The organism is Acidisoma sibiricum, from assembly GCF_057837225.1.
The window spans coordinates 3,893,943-3,914,124 of record NZ_CM174445.1 but is presented as its reverse complement, the minus strand read 5'-3'; the positions used below and the strand labels follow the sequence as shown (position 1 = coordinate 3,914,124).

The 20,182-nt window shown below is 66.5% G+C and carries 17 protein-coding genes and 1 other RNA gene; all 18 read left to right on the top strand.

The window, feature by feature from the left end:
• The first annotated feature begins 33 nt into the window (after window positions 1-33).
• Window positions 34-1,113: a site-specific DNA-methyltransferase gene (locus AC3G7M_RS18430; RefSeq protein ID WP_489213604.1), complete on the top strand. Its 1,080-nt coding sequence runs from the start codon at window positions 34-36 to the stop codon at window positions 1,111-1,113.
• Entirely contained in the window at window positions 1,110-1,820 is a 711-nt protein-coding gene (locus tag AC3G7M_RS18425) for an N-acetylmuramoyl-L-alanine amidase (protein WP_489213603.1), read from the top strand. Before AC3G7M_RS18430 ends, AC3G7M_RS18425 begins: the two co-directional genes overlap by 4 nt.
• A 33-nt stretch (window positions 1,821-1,853) precedes the next feature.
• Window positions 1,854-2,271, top strand: an RNA gene (gene rnpB / locus AC3G7M_RS18420) — RNase P RNA component class A.
• Between the two features lie 354 nt (window positions 2,272-2,625).
• Window positions 2,626-3,123 carry a division/cell wall cluster transcriptional repressor MraZ gene (gene mraZ / locus AC3G7M_RS18415; RefSeq protein WP_489213601.1) on the top strand — a complete coding sequence of 166 codons (498 nt, stop codon included), beginning with the start codon at window positions 2,626-2,628 and terminating at the stop codon, window positions 3,121-3,123.
• Window positions 3,120-4,079 carry a 16S rRNA (cytosine(1402)-N(4))-methyltransferase RsmH gene (gene rsmH, locus AC3G7M_RS18410; RefSeq protein WP_489213600.1) on the top strand — a complete coding sequence of 320 codons (960 nt, stop codon included), beginning with the start codon at window positions 3,120-3,122 and terminating at the stop codon, window positions 4,077-4,079. Before mraZ ends, rsmH begins: the two co-directional genes overlap by 4 nt.
• Window positions 4,076-5,002 carry a cell division protein FtsL gene (gene ftsL, locus AC3G7M_RS18405; RefSeq protein ID WP_489213599.1) on the top strand — a complete coding sequence of 309 codons (927 nt, stop codon included), beginning with the start codon at window positions 4,076-4,078 and terminating at the stop codon, window positions 5,000-5,002. The genes rsmH and ftsL overlap by 4 nt, the downstream gene beginning before the upstream one ends.
• Before the next feature lie 12 nt (window positions 5,003-5,014).
• Entirely contained in the window at window positions 5,015-7,012 is a 1,998-nt protein-coding gene (locus tag AC3G7M_RS18400) for a peptidoglycan D,D-transpeptidase FtsI family protein (protein ID WP_489213598.1), read from the top strand.
• Window positions 6,999-8,495, top strand: coding sequence for a UDP-N-acetylmuramoyl-L-alanyl-D-glutamate--2,6-diaminopimelate ligase (locus tag AC3G7M_RS18395; protein WP_489213597.1), 1,497 nt, complete (start codon window positions 6,999-7,001; stop codon window positions 8,493-8,495). Before AC3G7M_RS18400 ends, AC3G7M_RS18395 begins: the two co-directional genes overlap by 14 nt.
• Entirely contained in the window at window positions 8,492-9,880 is a 1,389-nt protein-coding gene (locus AC3G7M_RS18390) for a UDP-N-acetylmuramoyl-tripeptide--D-alanyl-D-alanine ligase (RefSeq protein ID WP_489213596.1), read from the top strand. Before AC3G7M_RS18395 ends, AC3G7M_RS18390 begins: the two co-directional genes overlap by 4 nt.
• On the top strand, window positions 9,880-10,968 hold the full coding sequence (gene mraY / locus AC3G7M_RS18385; protein ID WP_489213595.1) for a phospho-N-acetylmuramoyl-pentapeptide-transferase: 1,089 nt from the start codon (window positions 9,880-9,882) through the stop codon (window positions 10,966-10,968). The genes AC3G7M_RS18390 and mraY overlap by 1 nt, the downstream gene beginning before the upstream one ends.
• Window positions 10,965-12,317, top strand: coding sequence for a UDP-N-acetylmuramoyl-L-alanine--D-glutamate ligase (gene murD / locus AC3G7M_RS18380; protein ID WP_489213594.1), 1,353 nt, complete (start codon window positions 10,965-10,967; stop codon window positions 12,315-12,317). Before mraY ends, murD begins: the two co-directional genes overlap by 4 nt.
• Window positions 12,317-13,438, top strand: coding sequence for an FtsW/RodA/SpoVE family cell cycle protein (locus AC3G7M_RS18375; RefSeq protein ID WP_489213592.1), 1,122 nt, complete (start codon window positions 12,317-12,319; stop codon window positions 13,436-13,438). Before murD ends, AC3G7M_RS18375 begins: the two co-directional genes overlap by 1 nt.
• A complete protein-coding gene (murG, locus tag AC3G7M_RS18370; RefSeq protein WP_489213591.1) occupies window positions 13,435-14,556 on the top strand; it encodes an undecaprenyldiphospho-muramoylpentapeptide beta-N-acetylglucosaminyltransferase in 1,122 nt (373 codons plus the stop codon). The genes AC3G7M_RS18375 and murG overlap by 4 nt, the downstream gene beginning before the upstream one ends.
• A complete protein-coding gene (gene murC, locus AC3G7M_RS18365; protein WP_489213590.1) occupies window positions 14,553-16,004 on the top strand; it encodes a UDP-N-acetylmuramate--L-alanine ligase in 1,452 nt (483 codons plus the stop codon). Before murG ends, murC begins: the two co-directional genes overlap by 4 nt.
• 8 nt (window positions 16,005-16,012) lie before the next feature.
• Window positions 16,013-16,942 carry a UDP-N-acetylmuramate dehydrogenase gene (gene murB, locus AC3G7M_RS18360; protein ID WP_489213589.1) on the top strand — a complete coding sequence of 310 codons (930 nt, stop codon included), beginning with the start codon at window positions 16,013-16,015 and terminating at the stop codon, window positions 16,940-16,942.
• On the top strand, window positions 16,939-17,856 hold the full coding sequence (locus tag AC3G7M_RS18355) for a D-alanine--D-alanine ligase (RefSeq protein ID WP_489213588.1): 918 nt from the start codon (window positions 16,939-16,941) through the stop codon (window positions 17,854-17,856). The genes murB and AC3G7M_RS18355 overlap by 4 nt, the downstream gene beginning before the upstream one ends.
• Window positions 17,844-18,791: a cell division protein FtsQ/DivIB gene (locus tag AC3G7M_RS18350; RefSeq protein ID WP_489213587.1), complete on the top strand. Its 948-nt coding sequence runs from the start codon at window positions 17,844-17,846 to the stop codon at window positions 18,789-18,791. Before AC3G7M_RS18355 ends, AC3G7M_RS18350 begins: the two co-directional genes overlap by 13 nt.
• 13 nt (window positions 18,792-18,804) lie before the next feature.
• Window positions 18,805-20,100 (top strand): cell division protein FtsA, encoded by a 1,296-nt coding sequence (ftsA, locus tag AC3G7M_RS18345; protein ID WP_489213586.1) that lies wholly within the window; start codon window positions 18,805-18,807, stop codon window positions 20,098-20,100.
• The last annotated feature ends 82 nt before the right edge of the window (window positions 20,101-20,182 follow it).

Below are 20,182 nucleotides of genomic sequence, written 5' to 3'. Positions count from 1 at the left end.
CCCGCTCGCCCGCCTGCCGTTTGGCTTGACGCCATGAGGAGGAACGTGGATCTCACCCGCGAACTGCCGCTGAACCAGCTTCTGCTCGGTGATTGCGTCCAGATGATGCGGATGCTGCCCCCGGCGTCGGTGCACTGCATCTTCGCCGATCCGCCGTACAATCTCCAGCTTCAAGGCCAGCTCCGCCGGCCGGATGAGAGCGTGGTCGATGGCGTGGACGAGGATTGGGACCGCTTCACCGACTTCGCGGAATATGACCGTTTCACCCATGAATGGCTGACGGAATGCCGCCGCGTGCTCCGCAAGGACGGCACGCTTTGGGTGATCGGTTCCTATCACAACATCTTCCGCATCGGTGCGGCGCTGCAGGACCTCGGCTTCTGGATGCTGAACGACATCATCTGGCGCAAGTCGAACCCGATGCCGAATTTTCGCGGCCGGCGCTTCACCAATGCGCATGAGACGCTGATCTGGGCGGCGCGCGGCCGCGATTCCCGCTATCGCTTCAACTATCAGTCCATGAAGACCTCGAATGACGACCTGCAGATGCGCAGCGACTGGTTCCTGCCGATCTGCAACGGGTCGGAACGGCTGCGCAACCAGCACGGCCTGAAGCTGCATCCGACCCAAAAGCCGGAAGCCATGCTGCATCGCATCCTGCTGTCCTCGACCGCGCCCGAGGATATCGTGCTCGATCCCTTCTCCGGCACGGGAACCACCGCGGTGGTCGCCAAGCGCCTCAACCGCCATTTCATCGGCATCGAACGCCATCCGGCCTATGTCGAAGCGGCCTGGGCGCGTCTGGCCCAGACCAAGCCGCTGGAGAGTGACGCGATGGGCATCACGCCGTCGCGCCGGGAAGTGCCGCGCATCGCCTTCGGCTCTCTGGTGGAAGCGGGGGCGCTTGCGGCCGGCACGGTCCTCTATGACAAGCTCCGCCGTGTCTCCGCCGTGGTCGGGCCTGACGGCAGCGTCAGTGCGGGCGATCTGCGCGGCTCGATCCATAAGGTCGGCGCAGAGCTGCAGAACGCTCCTTCCTGTAACGGCTGGACCTTCTGGCATTTTGAGCGTGACGGCCGGCTGGTGCCGCTGGATGTGCTGCGCAAGTCGTGAAGCACCGCGCTTCGCCCAATCATGATGCCCGGCCGGCGGACGAGCCGGTTGATATCCTCGTCCTGCATTATACGGGCATGCAGAGCGGGCAGGCGGCGATCGACCGTCTCTGCGACCCCGAGGCCCGCGTCTCCGCCCATTATGTGGTCGAGGAGGACGGCACGGTCTGGCACTTGGTGCCGGAGGATCGGCGTGCCTGGCACGCCGGAGTTTCCTTCTGGCGCGGACATGAGGTGCTGAACGGCCGCTCCATCGGCATCGAAATCGTCAATCCCGGCCATGAATGGGGCTACCGTCCGTTCCCGGAGGCGCAGATGGCAGCGGTCGCGGATCTTTGTCAGGGCATCGTGTCGCGCCACCCCATTCCGCCGCGCAACGTTGTTGCCCATTCCGATATCGCGCCTGACCGCAAGGACGATCCGGGGGAGCTGTTCGACTGGCCCTGGCTTGCGGCGCAGGGGATTGGATTATGGCCTGATTTTGGCACTGTGCCTGTGTCATCCACGATCGACGAGGCGTGCCTGCGCGCCGATTTGGCCGCCTTCGGCTACCCGGTGCCGGAAACGGATCAGGGTGAGGCGGCCTTCGCGACGTTGCTCCGCGCCGTCCAGCGCCGCTGGCGTCCCTCGCGCGTGACCGGCGCGGCGGATGCCGAAACCGCCCACCGCGCGTCCGTGCTGGCGAGCCTTGTGCGGAACGGCGGTTGACCGCGCGGTCTGGCAGGCGCAAGCAGCCCGCCGCCAGACGGTTGGACGGCCGCTGTCATGCCTTTCGGGGCATGGTGGAGGAAAGTCCGGGCTCCACGGAAATACGGTGCCGGCTAACGGCCGGCGGGGGCGACCCCAGGGACAGTGCCACAGAAAGCAAACCGCCTGTGCAAAGGCGCAAGTCTTTCCGCAGGCAAGGGTGAAAGGGTGCGGTAAGAGCGCACCGCCGCTCCGGTAACGGCGCGGGCAGGGTAAACCCCACCGGGAGCAAGACCGAATAGGGGCGGCCGGCGGCGCGTCATGGCAACATGGCGCGTGACGCGAGGGCATTTCCGCCCCGTCGCCCGGGTTGGTCGCGTGAGGCGCTCTGCAAAGGGCGTCCCAGAGGAATGGCCGTCCACGGCCGCGCAAGCGGCCCGGACAGAACCCGGCTTACAGACCGTCTGGCGCTTATTTCCCCCGTCATGGGCTGGCATGGGCGGATAGGCTGCCCGATCATGGGAGATCATGGGTCAGCGCACCCCCGCGGTCTGAAAATGGGCCCCGGTCGGGTTCTCGTTACGATCTCGGGCAGGGGATGACACGTTTTTGTGTCCCCGATACGGCGACCCGGTAAAGCCGGGATCTCACTGTTTTTAAGGAAAAATCTGGATCTTTTTCCAAGTCGTGAGCGTAAATCCCTTTGACGCCCACAGGCACCCATGATAACCCACGGTATCCCATGAGGTGATGGATGCGGAAGCCTCGCGCCTCATCATGATGCCAATGGAGACGCTGCGGCCAGCGCGAATGTGAAGGGGGCCCGATGACGCATTTTCTCGGGAGCCACCTTAACCGGTTGGACGCCAAGGGGCGGGTATCGGTTCCCGCCGCCTTCCGTGGTGCGCTCCGCGCTCTGGATGCGACGACCGAAGGCAGCGTCACCATGATCCTGCGTCCGTCCCACAAATTCCCATGCGTCGAGGCCTGGCCCCAGGCAGTGTTCAACAAGCTGGCCCAGCAACTCGACCGCTATGAGCTGTTCAGCCCTGAATACGACAATCTCGCAGCCGCCATCTATGCCGACGCCTATCCGATCGAATCCGACAAGGAAGGCCGCATCATCCTGAACGAGATGCTGGTGACCCATGCCGGCATCTCGGACAATGTCGTCTTCATGGGAACCGGTCCGACCTTCCAGATCTGGGAGCCGGAGGCCGCCCGCCGCCGTGCGGCCGAAGCCCGTCAGGTCGTCAATAGCAGTGGTCTCACCTTGGGCGGCGGCGCTTTGCCGCGTGTCGCCGTACCGGCGGAGGCGCCGTGATGCAGGCGCAAACCCCCGGCCATATCCCGGTCTTGCTGCATGAAGTGCTGGATGCCTTGAACCCGCAGTCGGGTGAGGTCTATCTCGACGGCACCTTCGGCGGCGGCGGCTATAGCCGTGCCATTCTGGAGCGCGCCGATTGCACCATCTGGGCGATCGATCGCGACCCGCAGGCCATCGCCCGCGGCGCGGCGCTCGCAGCCCATTTTCCGGGCCGTCTGCATCTCGTCGAAGGCCGCTTCGGCGATCTTGTGGAACTGCTCAGCGCCCATGGCGTGGCCGGGCTCGATGGCGTCGTGCTCGATCTGGGTGTCTCCTCGTTCCAGATCGATGACGCGGCGCGCGGCTTCAGCTTCCGCAATGACGGGCCGCTCGACATGCGGATGAGCGCCAGCGGTCCCAGCGCCGCCGATCTCGTGGCGACGCTGCCGGCCGATGAACTGGCCGACATCCTGTATCAGTTCGGGGAAGAGCGGCAGTCCCGCCGCATCGCGCGCGCTATTGTCGCGGCCCGCGCGGAAGCGCCGATCACCACCACGGCGCGGCTCGCCGATATCATCCGCGGCGTGCTGCCGCCCGATCGCGCGGGCATCCATCCCGCCACGCGCAGCTTCCAGGCGCTCCGCATCAAGGTGAATGACGAACTGGGCGAAATAGAGCGCGCTCTGGCGCAGGCGGCACGCATTCTGCGGCCGGGCGGGCGATTGGTCGTGGTGTCCTTCCATTCCCTCGAAGATCGGATCGTCAAGCGCTTCATGACCGAGGCCGCGGGCCAGGCGCCTGGCCCGTCGCGCTACGATCCGCGCGGCCTGCTGCCCTCGGCGGTGGCGGGTTTTTCCCTTCTGACGCGCAAAGCCGTGCGTCCCGGCGCGGCCGAGACGACGGCTAATCCGCGGGCGCGCTCGGCGCGGCTGCGGGCTTTGCGCAGACTTGATGCGCCGGAGATTGCGGCATGATCAGACCTTTTACCTGTATCTGCCTCGTGCTCGCTGCGGGCTCCGGCCTCTACCTTTACCAGGTCAAGCAGCGCGCCTTCGCGCTCGACGCCGATCTGCGCAGCACCTTCCATCAAATCGATATGGCGCGGGAAAAGACCCGCATGCTGCGGGCCGATTGGGCGCTCATGAATGACCCCGAGCGTCTCCAGGCGCTGTCGACCCAGTATCTGACTCTCAAGCCGATGGGCCCGTCCCAGCTGGTGACGCTGGACCAGCTGGCCGCGACGCTGCCGCCGCCGATCCCGCCCGGCACCAAGATCGAACCGACGGTGCCTGACTTGGCGGTGCCGGCTGCCGATCCGACGCATGGCGTGCCGATGGCCTCTGCCGCACCTGCCACGCCCTCGGATGCGCAGGCCGGTGGCACGGCCGTCGCCCTGCTGCAGCCGGCGGCGCCGGTGTCTGCTCCTGCGGCGGACGCCACCGATACGGCTGACAGCGGCACGGATGCGTCGTCCATCTCTTCGTCGGATACGAATCCCGCCGTCGCTCCTGCTGCCCCATCTCATCCGACAGCGGCGGCGCTACCGAAGGTCGCCGCCGCCGTCGTCGCGCCGCGCGTGGCGCATCGCGCGACCAAACGTATCCAGACGGCCGTGGCCAAGCCGAATGGCGGATCGTCCGGCACGGCCCTGGCGGATGCCGCTGTCATGGCCGCGCCGCGACCGCTGCCCCATCACGCGCACCACGCCAAGCCGGCGGCGCCCAATGGTGGCACGCAGTATTTCGCCGCGAATGATACGCCGCGTCAGTCCTATGCCAGTGAGCGGATAACGCCGCCGGCCGCGACCGTCATGTACACGCCGGTCGGTTCCTCCCTCGGCATGGCCTCGGCGGCATCGCTGGCGCCGCCCCGCCCGCTCTATTCCTCCAGCCAGTAGGCGCGCCCCGGCATGAGCGACGCGCCCCCGCCCAATTCAACGCCGAACAACCCATGGGGTCCGCGGTCCCGCAACGGCCACGGCCCGCAGGGAGAGACGGTGCGCGTCACCTCGCCGGACCTCCGCCAGCGGGCCGCGCTTGAGAAAAGCCGCAACCGCCTCATCGCGGTGGCGGCGGTTTTCCTGATGCTGTTCTTCGCGGTCGCGGCGCGCCTGTCCTTCGCGACCATCATCGACCCCATGAAGCCGGCGCCGCGCGTGGTGCAGCAGTTCACCCCCGAACCGGCCGCCGCCGCCACGGCGCCTCCGCCGGGCCGCGCCTCCATCGTCGATGCCAACGGCCAGATCCTGGCGGTGTCGCTGCCGGTCGCCAGTCTCTATGCCGACCCTCGGCAGATGATCGATACCAATTCAGTGGCGCTCGCGCTCAAGAACATCCTGCCGGATATCGACGAGGGTGACATCGCGCGCCGCCTCGCGTCCGCCAAGGCCTTCGTCTATATCGCCCGGCGGGTGTCGCCGGCTCAGGAAATCGCCATCAATAATCTCGGCATTCCGGGATTGTCCTTCCAGGTCTCGTCAGAGCGTCGCTATCCGCTGGGCGATACCGCGGCACAGATCCTGGGCGGCGTCGATATCGACGCCAACGGCATCGCCGGCGTCGAGAAGTATTTCAACAAGCGTCTCAATGACGATACGACGCCGCTCCGGCTTTCCATCGACGTGCGCGTGCAGGCCATCGTGCGGGACGAAGTCGCAAGTGCCGTCCAGATGTTCCAGGCGGTGGGCGGCTGCGGTATTGTTGAGGATGCAAATTCCGGCCAGATCCTCGGCATGGTCAGCATCCCAGACTATGACGCCAACAATCTCGCCCAGGCGACGGATGCGCAACGCTTCAACCGTTGCGCCACCGGCACCTACGAACCCGGCTCGGTCTTCAAATTGCAGACCGCAAGCATGGCGCTCGATGCCAACGTCGTCCACCCATGGGACTATTTTAACACGACGCATCCGATTCCGATCGGCCGTTTCCACATCACCGATTTCGAGCCCCAGCACGCCTGGATGCAGCTCGGCGACATCATGCGTCTCTCCTCCAATATCGGCGCGTCGCGCATTTCCATTCTTGTCGGCAAGGACCGTCAGCGCGCCTGGCTGCAGAAGCTGGGCCTGATGTCGCGTGAGCCGATCGAGCTGCCTGAGGCGGCGATGCCGCAGGTGCAGCCGGCCAGCGTCTGGGGCAAGGCGACGCTGATGACCGTTTCCTTCGGCAATGGCATCGCGGAAACCCCGCTGCATATCGCGAATACGGCCGTCGCCATCGTCAATGGCGGCACGCTCTACAAGCCGACGCTTCTGGCCTCGAATGCCGGTGACCCGCCGATCCAGGGCACGACCGTGATGCAGCCCACCACCTCCGACATGATGCGGCGGATCATGCGTCTGATCGTCACCAGCGGCACGGGTGAATTCGGCGATGTGCCCGGCTACTTCGTCGGCGCCAAAACCGGCACCGCGCAGAAAGTGTCCGAGCATGGCGGTTACAAGAAGCACACCAATTACAGCTCCTTCGTCGCGGCCTTCCCGATCTACGCGCCGCGCTATGTCGTCTATGTCGCGATCGATTCCGGCCATGCGACGGCCCAGACCCATGGCTATACGACGGGCGGCTGGATGGCCGGTCCTTCGGTCAGCCATATTATTGCCCGCATCGGGCCCATGCTGAACGTGATGCCGCGTTTCGACAATGTCGCTGAAATCGACCAGCAGCTCGCCTTGCCGCGTCCCTATCCGACTCCGCCCGGCGCGGTCGGCTACGGCCCCAGCAATCCGGGTGAGCCTGACGATATCGGCGCGCCTGACAAGCCGGCACGGCCGGCGAAGCGCGGTGGCACGGCGCGGGTCGCGCAGGACACGCAATGGGCGGCACCGGCCTCGACGATCAAAACCCTGCGGCATGACGCGATGTATCGTGTCGCGGCGCCGGCATCCTCTGATGCGACTCATTGATCTCATGCAGGGCGCGTACGCGCAGCCCACCCTTCGCCCCGCACGCCCGGCCTATGGCGATGCGCCGCGCGGACCCTGCGACGTGGAGGTGACCGGCATCACCGCCAATAGCCAGGATGTCGGCCCCGGGTTCATCTTCGCGGCCTTGCCGGGCACCAACCGGGACGGGCGCGATTTCATCGCTGACGCCGTGACGCGCGGTGCGGCGGCTATTCTCGCACCCCCCGATACCGCCTGGCCGGCCGGCGTGCCGCCACGCCCGATCATCTTTGACGCGCAGCCGCGGCGCCGCCTGGCGGTGCTGGCGGCAAGCCTTGCCGGCGCGCAGCCGAAACGGATCGCGGCTATTACCGGCACCAATGGCAAAACCAGCTCGGCGGATTTCCTGCGCCAGCTCTGGACGCTGAGCGGGCATCCCGCGGCCTCGCTGGGCACGCTCGGCCTGGTCGCTCCAGGCTTTCCGCAAGGCGCCGGTCTGACGACGCCGGACCCGGTGTCGATCGCCCAGACCATGGCGGCCCTCGCGCGCGCCGGTATTCAGCATGCCGCGGTCGAGGCCTCGTCGCATGGGCTCGACCAGTTCCGGCTTGACGGGCTGCGGCTTTCGGCTGCGGGCTTCACCAATCTGACCCGCGACCATCTGGATTATCACGGCAACATGGAGGCCTATCGCGCGGCCAAGCTGCGGCTGTTTACTGATCTTCTGCCCCGTGACGCCCCGGCCGTGGCCGCCATGGCGCTCGACGAGGAAAGCCGCCATCAGCTCGCCCGCATCAGCGTGCAGCGCGGTCTCAATTTCGGCACGGTGGGCGAGGGCGGCAGTCTTATTCAGCTGCATCACACAGCGCCTGAGCCGGACGGCCAGCGGCTTGACCTCTCGGTCGGGGGCCGCCGGTTTGACGTGAAGCTGGCGCTGCCGGGCCGCTTCCAGGCCGATAACGCCCTGGTCGCTGCGGCCATCGTCCTCCTGCTGGGCGACACGGCGGTCTTCGACCGGCTGCCAAACCTTGTCGGTGTGCGCGGACGCATGGAAGTGGCGGCGACGCTGCCCAATGGCGCGGCGGTTTATGTCGACTATGCCCATACACCGGACGCGATCACGCGCGTGCTCTCGGCGCTGCGCCCGCATACCGCGGGCAAACTCGCCATCGTCTTCGGCGCCGGTGGCGACCGCGACCGCGGCAAGCGCCCGCTGATGGCGCAGGCAGCGGCGAATGGCGCCGACCATGTCATCGTGACGGATGACAATCCGCGCACCGAGGATGCGGCCGCGATCCGCGCCGAAGTCATGACCGGCGCAGCCGGCGCCATCGAAATCGGCGGCCGCGAAGCCGCCATCGCAGCCGGCCTCGCTTTGCTCGGTCCCGGCGACGTTCTGGTCGTCGCCGGCAAGGGCCATGAACAGGGCCAGACCATCGGCCGCGACGTCCTGCCCTTCGACGATGTCGCAGTGGTTCGCCGCCTCGTGGGCGGCTCGGCATGACCGATCTCTGGACCGCCGAAGAACTCGTCGCGGCGACTGCCGGCCGTATGACGCATGCCTTTGCGGCGAACGGCATTTCCATCGACACGCGCACGGTCGCGGCGGGTGATCTCTTTGTCGCCCTGCATGGGGAAAACCGGGACGGCCATGCCTTCGTGCCCGCAGCCCTCGCGGCGGGTGCGGCGGGCGCCCTGGTCGATCATGACGTGCCAGATGCGGGGGCTTCGGCTGCCTTGTTGACGGTCGGCGATACCTTGACAGGGCTGACCGCCCTCGGCCGCGCCGCCCGGGCGCGCTTTGCCGGCAAGCTCGTGGCCGTCACCGGCAGCGTCGGCAAGACCACGACCAAGGAGATGCTGCGGCGGATTCTCGCGGCCGCAGGCCCGACCCATGCCGCCGTCGCCTCCTACAACAACCATTGGGGCGTGCCGCTGACGCTCGCCCGCATGCCGCGGGACAGCCGCTTTTGCGTCGCTGAGATCGGCATGAACCATCCGGGGGAGATCGCGCCGCTGGCCCAGCTCGCCCAGCCGCATGTCGCCGTCATCACCAATGTCGCGCCGGTTCATATCGGCCATATGGGCAGCCTTGCCGCTATCGCGGCGGAGAAGGCTTCCATCCTATCGGGGCTGGCGCCCGGTGGCGTCGCCGTGCTTCCCGCCGACAGTGCAGAATTTTCAATCCTGGCCGATGCGGCGTCAGGTCATCGGGTGATCCGCTTCGGCCGGGCCGACACGGCGGAAGCCCGCCTTTTGGACGTGACCAGCGATGCCGAGGGCGCGTCCATCTCCCTCAGCCTGGATGGCGTGCCGCTCAGCCTGCGTCTTGCTGCCCCAGGCGAGCATATGGCGCTCAACGCCGTCGCGGCCATCGCCGCGGCGGTGGCCTTGGGCGTGGATGCCCACCATGCCTCGGCCGCGCTCGACGGGTTCTCGGCGGTCAGTGGCCGTGGTGCGCGCCGCCATTTGGCGCTCGCCGGGGGTGAGGCGCTGCTGCTCGACGAGAGCTATAATGCCTCCGGTCCTTCGGTGCGGGCAGCCCTTGCCGTATTGGCCCTGCAGCCGGCCCAGCGCCGTATCGCAGTGCTCGGCGATATGCGTGAATTGGGCGAGGCTTCGGCGGCCGAGCATCTGGGACTCGCCCCCGACGTGACCGCCCATGCCGATCTTCTCTTCGCCTGCGGGCCGGAGATGAAGCGCCTTTTCGATATCGTGCCGGAGTCAAAACGGGCGCGCTATGCGGTTGATTCCGTAGCCCTCGCCCCGCTCGTGCTGGCTGCCCTGCGCCCGGGGGATGCAGTTCTGGTCAAGGGCAGTCTTGGCAGCCGCATGGCCGCCGTTATCAACGCGCTCCCTGTCAGAGCCGAGACGGAGGAGCCCCGGTAATGCTCTATAACCTGCTGCTGCCTTATGCGGATCATCTGCATATCCTGAACCTCATCCGCTATTTGACCTTCCGGTCCGGCGCGGCCTGCCTCACGTCGCTCGTCTTCAGCTTCGTCATGGGGCCGCGCGTCATCCGCATGCTGCGCGGCCTGCAGAAGCAGGGCCAGCCGATCCGCCTTGATGGGCCGGAGCGTCACCTGGTGGAGAAGAAGGGCACGCCGACCATGGGCGGCGTTCTGATCCTCAGCGCGCTCACCTTGTCGACCCTGCTCTGGACGGACCTTGCCAATCCTTACGTTTGGTCGACCCTCTTCGTGACGCTGGGCTATGGCGCTCTGGGCTTTGCGGATGACTACCTGAAGGTCTCCAAGCGCAACACCAAGGGTCTCTCCGGCCGGCTGAAACTGGTCGGCCAGGCCGGTATCGGCCTGCTCGCCTCCATCTGGATCATGCTCCATATCGGCGGCCCGCTCGGCAGCGGCATTTCCATCCCTGACTTTAAAAGCGTGCTGATTCCGCTCGGCATTTTCTTCCCGCTCTTCGGCATGCTGGTAATGATGGGCGCGTCCAATGCGGTGAACCTCACGGACGGTCTCGACGGCCTCGCCATGGTGCCGACCATCATTGTGGCAGGCGTCTTCGCCCTCATCGCCTATCTCGTCGGCAACCGCATTTTCGCGGGCTATCTCGAACTGCCCTTCGTCGCCGGGTCTGGTGAGCTGACCGTCTTCTGCTCGGCGCTGATCGGGGCGGGCCTCGGCTTTCTCTGGTTCAACGCGCCGCCCGCGGCCGTTTTCATGGGCGATACCGGCAGCCTCGCGCTCGGCGGTGCCGTCGCCTCGGTCGCGGTCGCGACCAAGCATGAAATCGTCCTCGCCATCGTCGGCGGGCTTTTCGTGGTCGAGACGCTCTCGGTCATCATCCAGGTCTTCTGGTTCAAGCGCACCGGCCGCCGCGTCTTCCTGATGGCGCCGCTGCACCATCATTTCGAGAAGAAGGGTTGGGCCGAGCCTACGATCGTCATCCGCTTCTGGATCGTCTCCATGATCCTGGCGCTGATCGGTCTCGCGACCTTGAAGATCCGATGACCGGATTTCCGGCAAACCTTTTCGCGGGCGCCCGCTACGCGATTTTGGGTCTTGGCAAGAACGGCCTTCCCGCGGCGCGCAGCCTGCGCGCCATGGGAGCTGACGTCACTCTGTGGGATGACGGCGAGGCCGCGCGAACCGCCGCCGCCGCCGAAGCCTTCACCCTCCGCGACCTCAGCACGGGTGATTTCGCTTTCGACGCACTGGTACTGTCGCCGGGCATTCCGCATGACCTGCCTAAACCGCATCCGGTGGCCGCGCGCGCCATCGCTTCCGGCGTTCCGATTCTCAGCGATGCGGAATTGCTTTTTCGCGCCGTGCGTGCCGCCGGCAGTCGCGCCCGATTCGCCGGCATCACCGGCACCAATGGCAAGTCAACGACGACCGCCTTGCTCGCGCATATTCTGCACACGGCCGGTGTGCCGGTCGCGGCCGGCGGCAATCTCGGTCCGGCCTCGCTCGCGCTGCCGCTGCTGCCCGATAACGGCGTCTATGTTCTCGAAATGTCGTCTTACATGTTGGAGCGAATCGCGAATCTCCGCTTCTCTACAGCGGCAATGCTGAATCTGAGCCCCGATCATTTCGAGCGCCATGGCAACATGAGCCGCTACGAAGCTGTAAAGCGTGCAATTTTTGCGCGCCAGACGGCTGACGACGTCGCCGTGGTGGGCATCGATGATGCGCGTTCGGCGGCAATGGCCGACTCGATTGAGTCTCAGGGGCCCATGCGCGTGGTCCGAATCAGCGGTAACGGACAGACGACGGGTGCGATCGCGTTGCCGGGTGAGCACAATGCCCAAAACGCTGCCGCCGCGACCGCGATGGCGCGTGCGCTCGGTCTGTCGGACGCGGCGATCGCCGCCGGCATAGCGACCTTTCCCGGCCTGCCGCATCGTCAGGCGTGCGTCGGCACGCGCGACGGCATTGTCTTCATCAACGACAGCAAGGCAACGAACGCCGATGCGGCTGCCCGCGCGCTCGGCTGCTACGACCGCATCGTCTGGATCGCCGGCGGCATGGCCAAGCCCGGCGGTATCGTGCCGCTTGCTGAGTATTTCCCGCGCATCGCCCATGTCGAACTGATCGGGCGCGACGCACCGCAATTCGCTGAAACCCTGGCGGCCCATGGCGTGCGCTATCACATGGCGGAAACGCTGGATGCGGCCGTGCCGGCAGCCTTCGCGCAGGCGAAGGCGCTGGGCGCGCCGGTCGTGCTGCTGTCGCCCGCCACCGCCAGCTGGGACCAGTTCGCGAGCTTTGAGGCACGCGGTGACCGGTTTGCCGCGCTCGTCGCGGCTCTGCCGGACACGGCGGCGGCTACCACCGTCCAGAACAGGGAGACGGTGTGATGCTGGCGCTCTCCCGCACCGATACCTCGCTTCTCGGCCGCTGGTGGTGGACGGTCGATCGCTGGACGCTCGTCTGCATCGGCACGCTGATCGGCTTCGGCTATGTTCTCGTGCTCGCCTCCAGCCCGGCGGTCGCGCACCGCATCGGCGATCCGCGCGACATGCTGATTTTGAAGCAGGTCGCCTTCCTGGCGATTGCCGGTGGCATCGTCATCGGCGTTTCCATGCTGCCGCCGAAAGGCATTCGCTGGCTGGCGCTGATCGGCACGCTGGCCGCCGTCATGCTGACGGCCTTCACGCTCGTGCATGGGACAGAGATCAAGGGCGCGCGGCGCTGGATCAATATTCCGTTTCTCTCGCTGCAGCCCAGCGAATTTCTGAAACCCTTCTTTGCCGTCGTCACGGCAGGGCTGCTCGTGGAAGCCCGCAAGACGGAGAAATTCCCCGGCCGGTTGCTGGCCGTCGCCCTTTACGCGGTGATCGCGCTGCTGCTGAAGTCTCAGCCCGATATCGGCATGCTGGCCGTCGTCAGCATCGTCTTTCTGGCCCAGCTTTTCCTCGACGGTCTCAATCTGGGCGTCGTCATTGCCGCCTTCGCTATGCTGATCGTGGGCTTCATCGCGGCCTTCTTCCTGATGCCGCATGTCCATATCCGGGTGGAGCGCTTTCTGCATCCGACTCAGCAGACGGCCTATCAGGCGCTCACCGCCTTGCAGGCTTTTGGCAATGGCGGGCTGCTCGGCCGCGGGCCGGGAGAGGGCATGGTCAAGGACATTTTGCCCGATGCGCATGCCGACTTCGTCTTCGCGGTCGCGGGGGAGGAGTTCGGCCTCGTCGTCTGCCTCTTCATCCTCTTCATCTTCGCGGCCATCGTGCTGCGCGGCCTGCTGCGGCTGGTCGCGGAGAACGATCAGTTCGTGCTGCTCGCCGGCGCCGGCATTCTCATGAGCTTCGGCCTGCAGGCCTTCATCAACATGGCCTCGTCCCTTGAACTCATTCCGACCAAGGGCATGACGCTGCCCTTCATCTCCTATGGCGGCTCCTCGGCGCTCTCCGTCGCATTGGAAATGGGCATGCTGCTCGCGCTGACGCGCCGGCGTGTCGCGGGAGAGCGGACATGAGAGGTCCGCGCGTGATTCCCGTGGTGATTGCCGCCGGCGGCACCGGAGGCCATTTCTTTCCGGCCGAGGCGCTGGCGCATGCGCTGGCGGGCCGCGGCTATCGTCCCGTGCTGATGACCGATGGCCGTTCGGCCGGCCGCGGGTCTGAGGCTTTCGCGGACGGCGACCGGCATGTTCTGCCCGGCGCCGGCATCGCCGGGCGTGGCCTTGTGAAGGGTATCCAGGCCACGGTGGCGCTCGCAGCAGGCACCATCGCGGCCGCCAGACTTCTCCGCAGCCTGCAGCCCGGTGCCATCGTCGGCTTCGGCGGCTATCCCTGCGTGCCGCCCATCGCGGCGGCGCGGCTCTCAGGCATGAAGATGCCGGTCATCCTGCATGAGCAGAATGCCGTGCTCGGCCGCGCCAATCGCAGCCTGGCCAAGCGCGTGACGGTGCTGGCCCTCAGTGCTGCCGGCACCACGCGTGTGCCTGCAGGGATTCGCACGGTCGTCACCGGCAATCCGGTGCGGCCTGCCATCGCTGGCCTGGCGGATGCGCCCTATGAGGCGCCGACGCCGGATGGACCGATCAACCTTCTCGTCACCGGCGGATCGCTCGGCGCGCGCGTGCTCAGTGACATCGTGCCGCAGGCGCTCATCGCCCTGCCGGCGGAATTCCGCACGCGTCTCCGCGTCGTGCAGCAGGCGCGGCAGGAAGACGGCGCGCGGGTGCGCGCGGCCTATCAGGCGGCAGGCATCGCGGCTGAGGTCGCACCCTTCTTCGCGGATATGGCGCAGCGTCTGGCCACAGCCCATCTCGTCATCGCCCGCGCCGGCGCGTCCACCACCGCCGAACTTGCCGTCACCGGACGGCCCGCGCTGCTGGTGCCGCTGCCCTCGGCCATCGACGATCATCAGTCGGCCAATGCCGCTATTCTCGAGCAGGCTGGTGCGGCCTGGGTTCTTCCGCAGCCGCTTTTCACGGTGGATGCCGTGACGGCTCAGCTCGCGGCCCTTTTTGCAGATCCCGCGGTGCTGACAGCCGCCTCGCTTGCGGCACGCCGCATCGCGCGCGCCGATGCGGTGGCGCTGCTCGCGGATCTGGTTGAACAGTCTATGGTGCGGGAAACGCAGTCATGAGGGCGCTTCCGCTCACGATCGGGACTATCCATTTCGTCGGCATCGGCGGTATCGGCATGTCCGGCATTGCCGAGGTGCTGCACAACCTCGGCTATTCCGTGCAGGGCAGCGATATCGCGGAATCGGCCAATGTGAAGCGGCTGCGCGGCGAGGGGATCGAGGTTTCGATCGGCCATGACGCGAAGAACCTGCGCCGCGCCCAGGTTGTTGTCGTATCAACCGCCGTGAAGGCCGACAATCCTGAAGTCCAGGCGGCGCGGGCGAAGCTTATTCCCGTCGTGCGGCGTGCGGAAATGCTCGCCGAACTCATGCGCCTGCGCTGGTCGGTCGCCATCGGCGGCACGCATGGCAAGACCACGACGACAAGTCTCATCGCGGCCGTCTTGGAAGGCGCGGGGCTTGATCCGACCGTCATCAACGGCGGCATCATCAATGCCTACGGCACCAATACGCGCCTCGGCGCCGGCGACTGGATGGTGGTCGAGGCCGATGAAAGTGACGGCAGCTTCCTGCGCCTGCCGGCAGTCATCGCGGTCGTCACCAATATGGACCCCGAGCATCTCGATCATTGGGGCAATCAGGAAGCGATGGAGGCCGGCTACCGCCAGTTCGTCAGCAATATTCCCTTCTACGGTTTCGCCGTGCTCTGCGTCGATCATCCGGCCGTGCAGCAGATGATTCCGCGCCTCGCCGATCATCGCATCATCACCTATGGGTTCAGCCCCCAGGCCGATGTGCGTGGCGAACGTCTGGTGATGGATAAGGGCGGCGCCAATTTTGAGGTCGTCGTCACCGACCGGCTGCGCAACCGCCAGCGCCGCATGGGGCCGTTCCGCCTGCCCATGCTCGGCCAGCACAATGTGCAGAACGCACTGGCCGCCATCGCGGTCGGCATCGAAATGGAAATAGGTGAGACCGCGCTCCGCCAGTCGCTTGCCGCCTTCCGTGGCGTCAAGCGCCGCTTCACCAAAACGGGTGAGGTCGGTGGCATCACCGTGATCGACGATTACGGCCATCACCCGGTCGAAATCGCGGCGGTGCTGACGGCGGCGCGCCAGGCCGGCGGCCGCAATGTCATCGCGGTCGTGCAGCCGCATCGCTACACGCGCCTGCAATCGCTCTTCGAGGATTTCTGCGCCTGCATGAATGACGCGGGCACTGTCATCGTGGCGGACGTCTATGCGGCCGGTGAAACGCCGATCCCCGGCATTGACCGCGATGCCCTGGTGGACGGGCTGCGCGCCCGTGGCCATCGCAGCGTTGTGCCTTTGCCGTCGCCCGATCATCTGGCGGAGATGGTCCATGCCATGGCGCAGCCGGGCGACATCGTCGTCTGCCTCGGCGCCGGCAATATCACCGCCTGGGCCAATGCTTTGCCCGCGCAGTTGCAGGCTTTGCAGGGCCCGCCGGCCCAGAACGGCTATCGCGCCGCTTCGGGGGGCGCATGAAGGTCGCGATGAACGCCACAGCAACCGGGGCTTTTGCCCTGCCGGCGCTCAAGGGCCGGGTTGAGGCGCAGGCGATGCTCGGCCCGCTCACCTGGTTCCGTGTCGGCGGCCCGGCCGAATATCTCGTGAAACCGGCTGACGCCGCCGATCTCGCGCAATTTCTGGCTGCGCTGCCGGAAGAGATGCCGCTGACCGTCATCGGCGCGGCATCGAACCTCATCATCCGCGACGGCGGCATTCAGGGCGTGGTCATCCGCCTGGCGCGCGGCTTCTCTGCCGTGACAATCGAGGGCAACGGCGTGATCTGCGGCGCTGCGGCGCTGGACGCGACGGTGGCTGAGCATGCGGCCGCAGCCGGTCTCGGCGGTCTCGAATTTCTCTCGGGCATTCCCGGCAGCATCGGCGGCGCCGTCGCCATGAATGCCGGCGCCTATGGCAGCGACATCAAGGCCTGCCTGGATTGGGTTGAGATCGTCACCCGGCAGGGTGAGCTGCGGCGTCTGGCGCTGGAGGAGCTGCATCTCTCCTATCGTCATTCGCAACTGCCGCCCGGCAGTGTCGTGACCCGGGCGCGGCTGCGCGCCACGCCCGGCGACCCGCGCCTGATCGCCGCCCGTATGGCCGAAATCCGCGACAGCCGCACCAAGACCCAGCCGGTCCGCGCCCGCACCGGCGGCTCCACCTTCGCCAATCCGGCCGGTCAGAAGGCCTGGGAACTGGTCGATGCCGCCGGCTGCCGGGGCCTCACCCGCGGCGGCGCGCAGGTCAGCGATCTGCATTGCAACTTTCTGCTCAATACGGGCGGTGCCACGGCGGCCGATCTGGAAGGTCTGGGCGAGGAAGTGCGGCGCCGCGTCCTCGCTGCGACCGGCGTGACGCTCGATTGGGAAATCAAACGTATCGGGCAAACCCTGCCGCGGGCAGAGGTGGTGGCATGAAGCGCGTCGCAGTCCTTTACGGTGGTATTTCGGCCGAGCGTGAAGTCAGCCTCGTCTCTGGTCAGCAGGTGGTCGTGGCGTTGCGTGAAGCAGGCTATGACGTGGTGCCGGTGGACGTTGGGCCTGATCTCAGCACGCTGATCGCCGCGCTCGACCCGAAGCCGGACGCGGTCTTCAACGCCCTGCACGGTCGCTTCGGCGAGGATGGCGCTATCCAGGGCGTGCTCGACTGGCTGGGCATTCCCTATACCCATTCCGGCGTGCGGCCCTCCGCCATCGCCATGGACAAGGTCGCGGCCAAGGCGGTTTTCGCGGCGGCCGGGCTGCCTGTCGCCCGCCACAAGCTCGTGGATGTGGCAGCGCTGGAAGAGGCAGACCCGATGCCGCGCCCCTATGTCATCAAGCCGCAGAACGAAGGCTCCTCGGTCGGCGTCCACATTATGAAGAGTGGCGACAACCGTCGTGCCGAGATCGCGCGCGGCTGGACATTCGGCACCACGGCGATGATCGAGGAATTCATCCCCGGCCGCGAAATCACCGTCGCCGTCATGGGCGACCGCGCGCTGGCCGTGACCGAAATCAAGGCAGCGCACGAATTTTATGACTATGAATCGAAATACGCCGCCGGCGGCTCGACGCATGAAATCCCGGCGCAGCTGCCGGAAGTGATCGCCGAGCAGGCGATGGATGTCGCCCTTCGCGCCCATCAGGCGCTGGGCTGCTCAGGCGCCTCGCGCTCGGATTTCCGCTATGATGATACGCAATCATCGCCCGGCCGCCTCGTGCTGCTGGAGGTGAATACGCAACCCGGCCTGACCCCGACTTCTCTGCTGCCTGAACAGGCGGCCTATAATGGCATCGACTTCCCGGCGCTCTGCGCCTGGATGGTAGAGACGGCCCAATGCCGCGCGTAGGCAAACGCCCCCCCATCGTCGAGGATCAGGCGCGCGTCGCCCATGCGCGCATGATGGCGAGCGCCTCCGTGGTCGATCGGCCCAGCCAGCGCGACTTCATGATGCGGCGCATCCGGCGCATGACGCGGCCGGCAATCGGCGCCGGGTCCTTCATCCTCGTCATCTTCATGGCGAGCCTGATGCTGCGCGGCGCCAATGAAGGCAGTTCCATGAACGGGCTGCGCACCGCACTCGGGGATATCGGCTCCGTCATGGGGCTCAATGTCCGCAACATCATCATCGACGGGCGCGAAAACACGCCCGAACCCGTCCTGCGCCGGGCGCTGGGCGTGATGATCGGGCAACCGATCCTCGGCTTCTCGCTGAATGACGCGCGGGGCCGCTTGCTCTCGCTCGGTTGGGTCGCGGATGCGGTGGTTGAGCGTCGGCTGCCGGATACGGTGGTCGTGCGGCTGATCGAGCGCGCGCCTTTCGCGGTCTGGCAGGATCACGGCCAGTTCCGTCTGATCGATCGCAGTGGCGAGACGATGGGCGAGCAGGATGTCGGCCGCGCCTCGCAGGAATTGGAATTGCCACTGGTCGTGGGCGCCGGCGCGCCGGAAGCGGCGACCGAGTTGTTCGATGAGATGAAGCCCTATCCCGATATCCGCTCGCGCCTCGTCGGTGCGGTGCGGGTCGGGCAGGAGCGCTGGAATCTCGCGCTGAAATCCGGTGCCACCGTAATGCTGCCGGGCCAGGATCAGGAATCGGCTTTGGCCCGCCTGGAAGCCTTGCAGACCCGCATGCAGCTTCTGGATCGTCCGGTGCAGGTCGTTGATTTGCGCCTGACCGATCGCGTCGTCGTGCGTCCCAAGCTTGTCCCGCCGCCCAGTGCGACGGGCAAGGATGGTTCTAAACCGGCAGCCGATTCCGGCGCCGCGAACAAGCATCCTTGAGGGAGTGAGGACCGTGAACGATATGGCGCGCCGCTCCCTGCCACCGGTTTCGACTGATATCGCCCCGCGCGTGCGCACGCTGCGCACGGGCATCTTTGGTGCGCTCGACATCGGCTCGACCAAGATCACCTGCATGATCGGCCGGGCCGAGGCAGACGGCACGCGCCGCATCCTCGGCTTCGGCTGGCAGAAGGGACGCGGCATCCGTCATGGCGCGATCACCGATCTGGATGAGGCGGAGCGCGCCATTCGCGCGGCCGTCGGCCAGGCGGAGGACATGGCCGATACCAGGCTGCGCGCCGTCACCGTCAATCTCGGCTGCGGCCAGCCCGAAAGTCGTCTCTTCAACGTGCAATGGCCGGTCGGCGGACGCGTTGTCAGCGAAGACGATATCCGCCACGTCGTGCAGGAAGGTCGTCATCGCGCCGAATCGGAAGGGCGCGATACGATCCATATTCTGCCTTTGTCCTTTTCGGTTGATGAAACCATGCGAGTCGAAGATCCGCGCGGCCTGCATTGTGAGACGCTGACGGCGCGGCTGCATGTGATCGATGCGGTCTCCTCGGCGCTGCGCAACCTGCAAACCTGTCTGCACCGCTGTGATCTGGAGATTTCGGAACTGGTATCGGCACCCTTTGCCGCCGGCCTCGCGACTCTGGTCGAGGATGAGCGGGAACTCGGCACGACGGTAATCGACATGGGCGGCGGCGCCACCAGCTTCGCCGTTTTCGCGGAAGGTCAGCTGCTGCATACGGGCAGCACCCTCGTCGGCGGCATTCATGTCACCAATGACATCGCCCGTCTGCTTTCTACCCCGGTCGCCCATGCCGAGCGGCTAAAGACGCTCTATGGCAGCTGCCAGGCGAGCCCGGATGACGACCGGGAGATGCTGCCCGTGCCGCTGGTCGGCGAGGAAGAGCATCAGATCGCCAAGGTGCCGCGCAGCATGGTTGTCAGCATCATCCGGCCGCGGCTGGAAGAGATTTTTGAAATCGTGAAGGACAGGCTGGAGAATTCCGGCCTCGCCCGCGTCGCCGGGGCACGCGTCGTGCTGACCGGCGGAGCCTGCCAGCTTGCGGGTGCCCGCGAGCTTGCCGCTCAGATCCTGGGCAAGCAGGTGCGTCTCGGCCGTCCCGTGGGCTTGCGCGGGCTGCCCGATGCCGCCTCCGGCCCGGCTTTCGCAACCGGGGCGGGCCTGCTCGCCTGGGCTTCGGGCGAAGGCCGCTCGATGCAGGATATCGACCTCGAGACACGGCGTGCGGGTGGCCCGCTCCGCCGTCTGATCTCTTTCCTTAAGGAGCGTGTCTGATGCCGCTGCACAGTCGCGTTGCTTTCACCGCGTTCCCCTCATTCCATGAAGCGCCGGACGGACACGCTCTGCCGGGCACGTT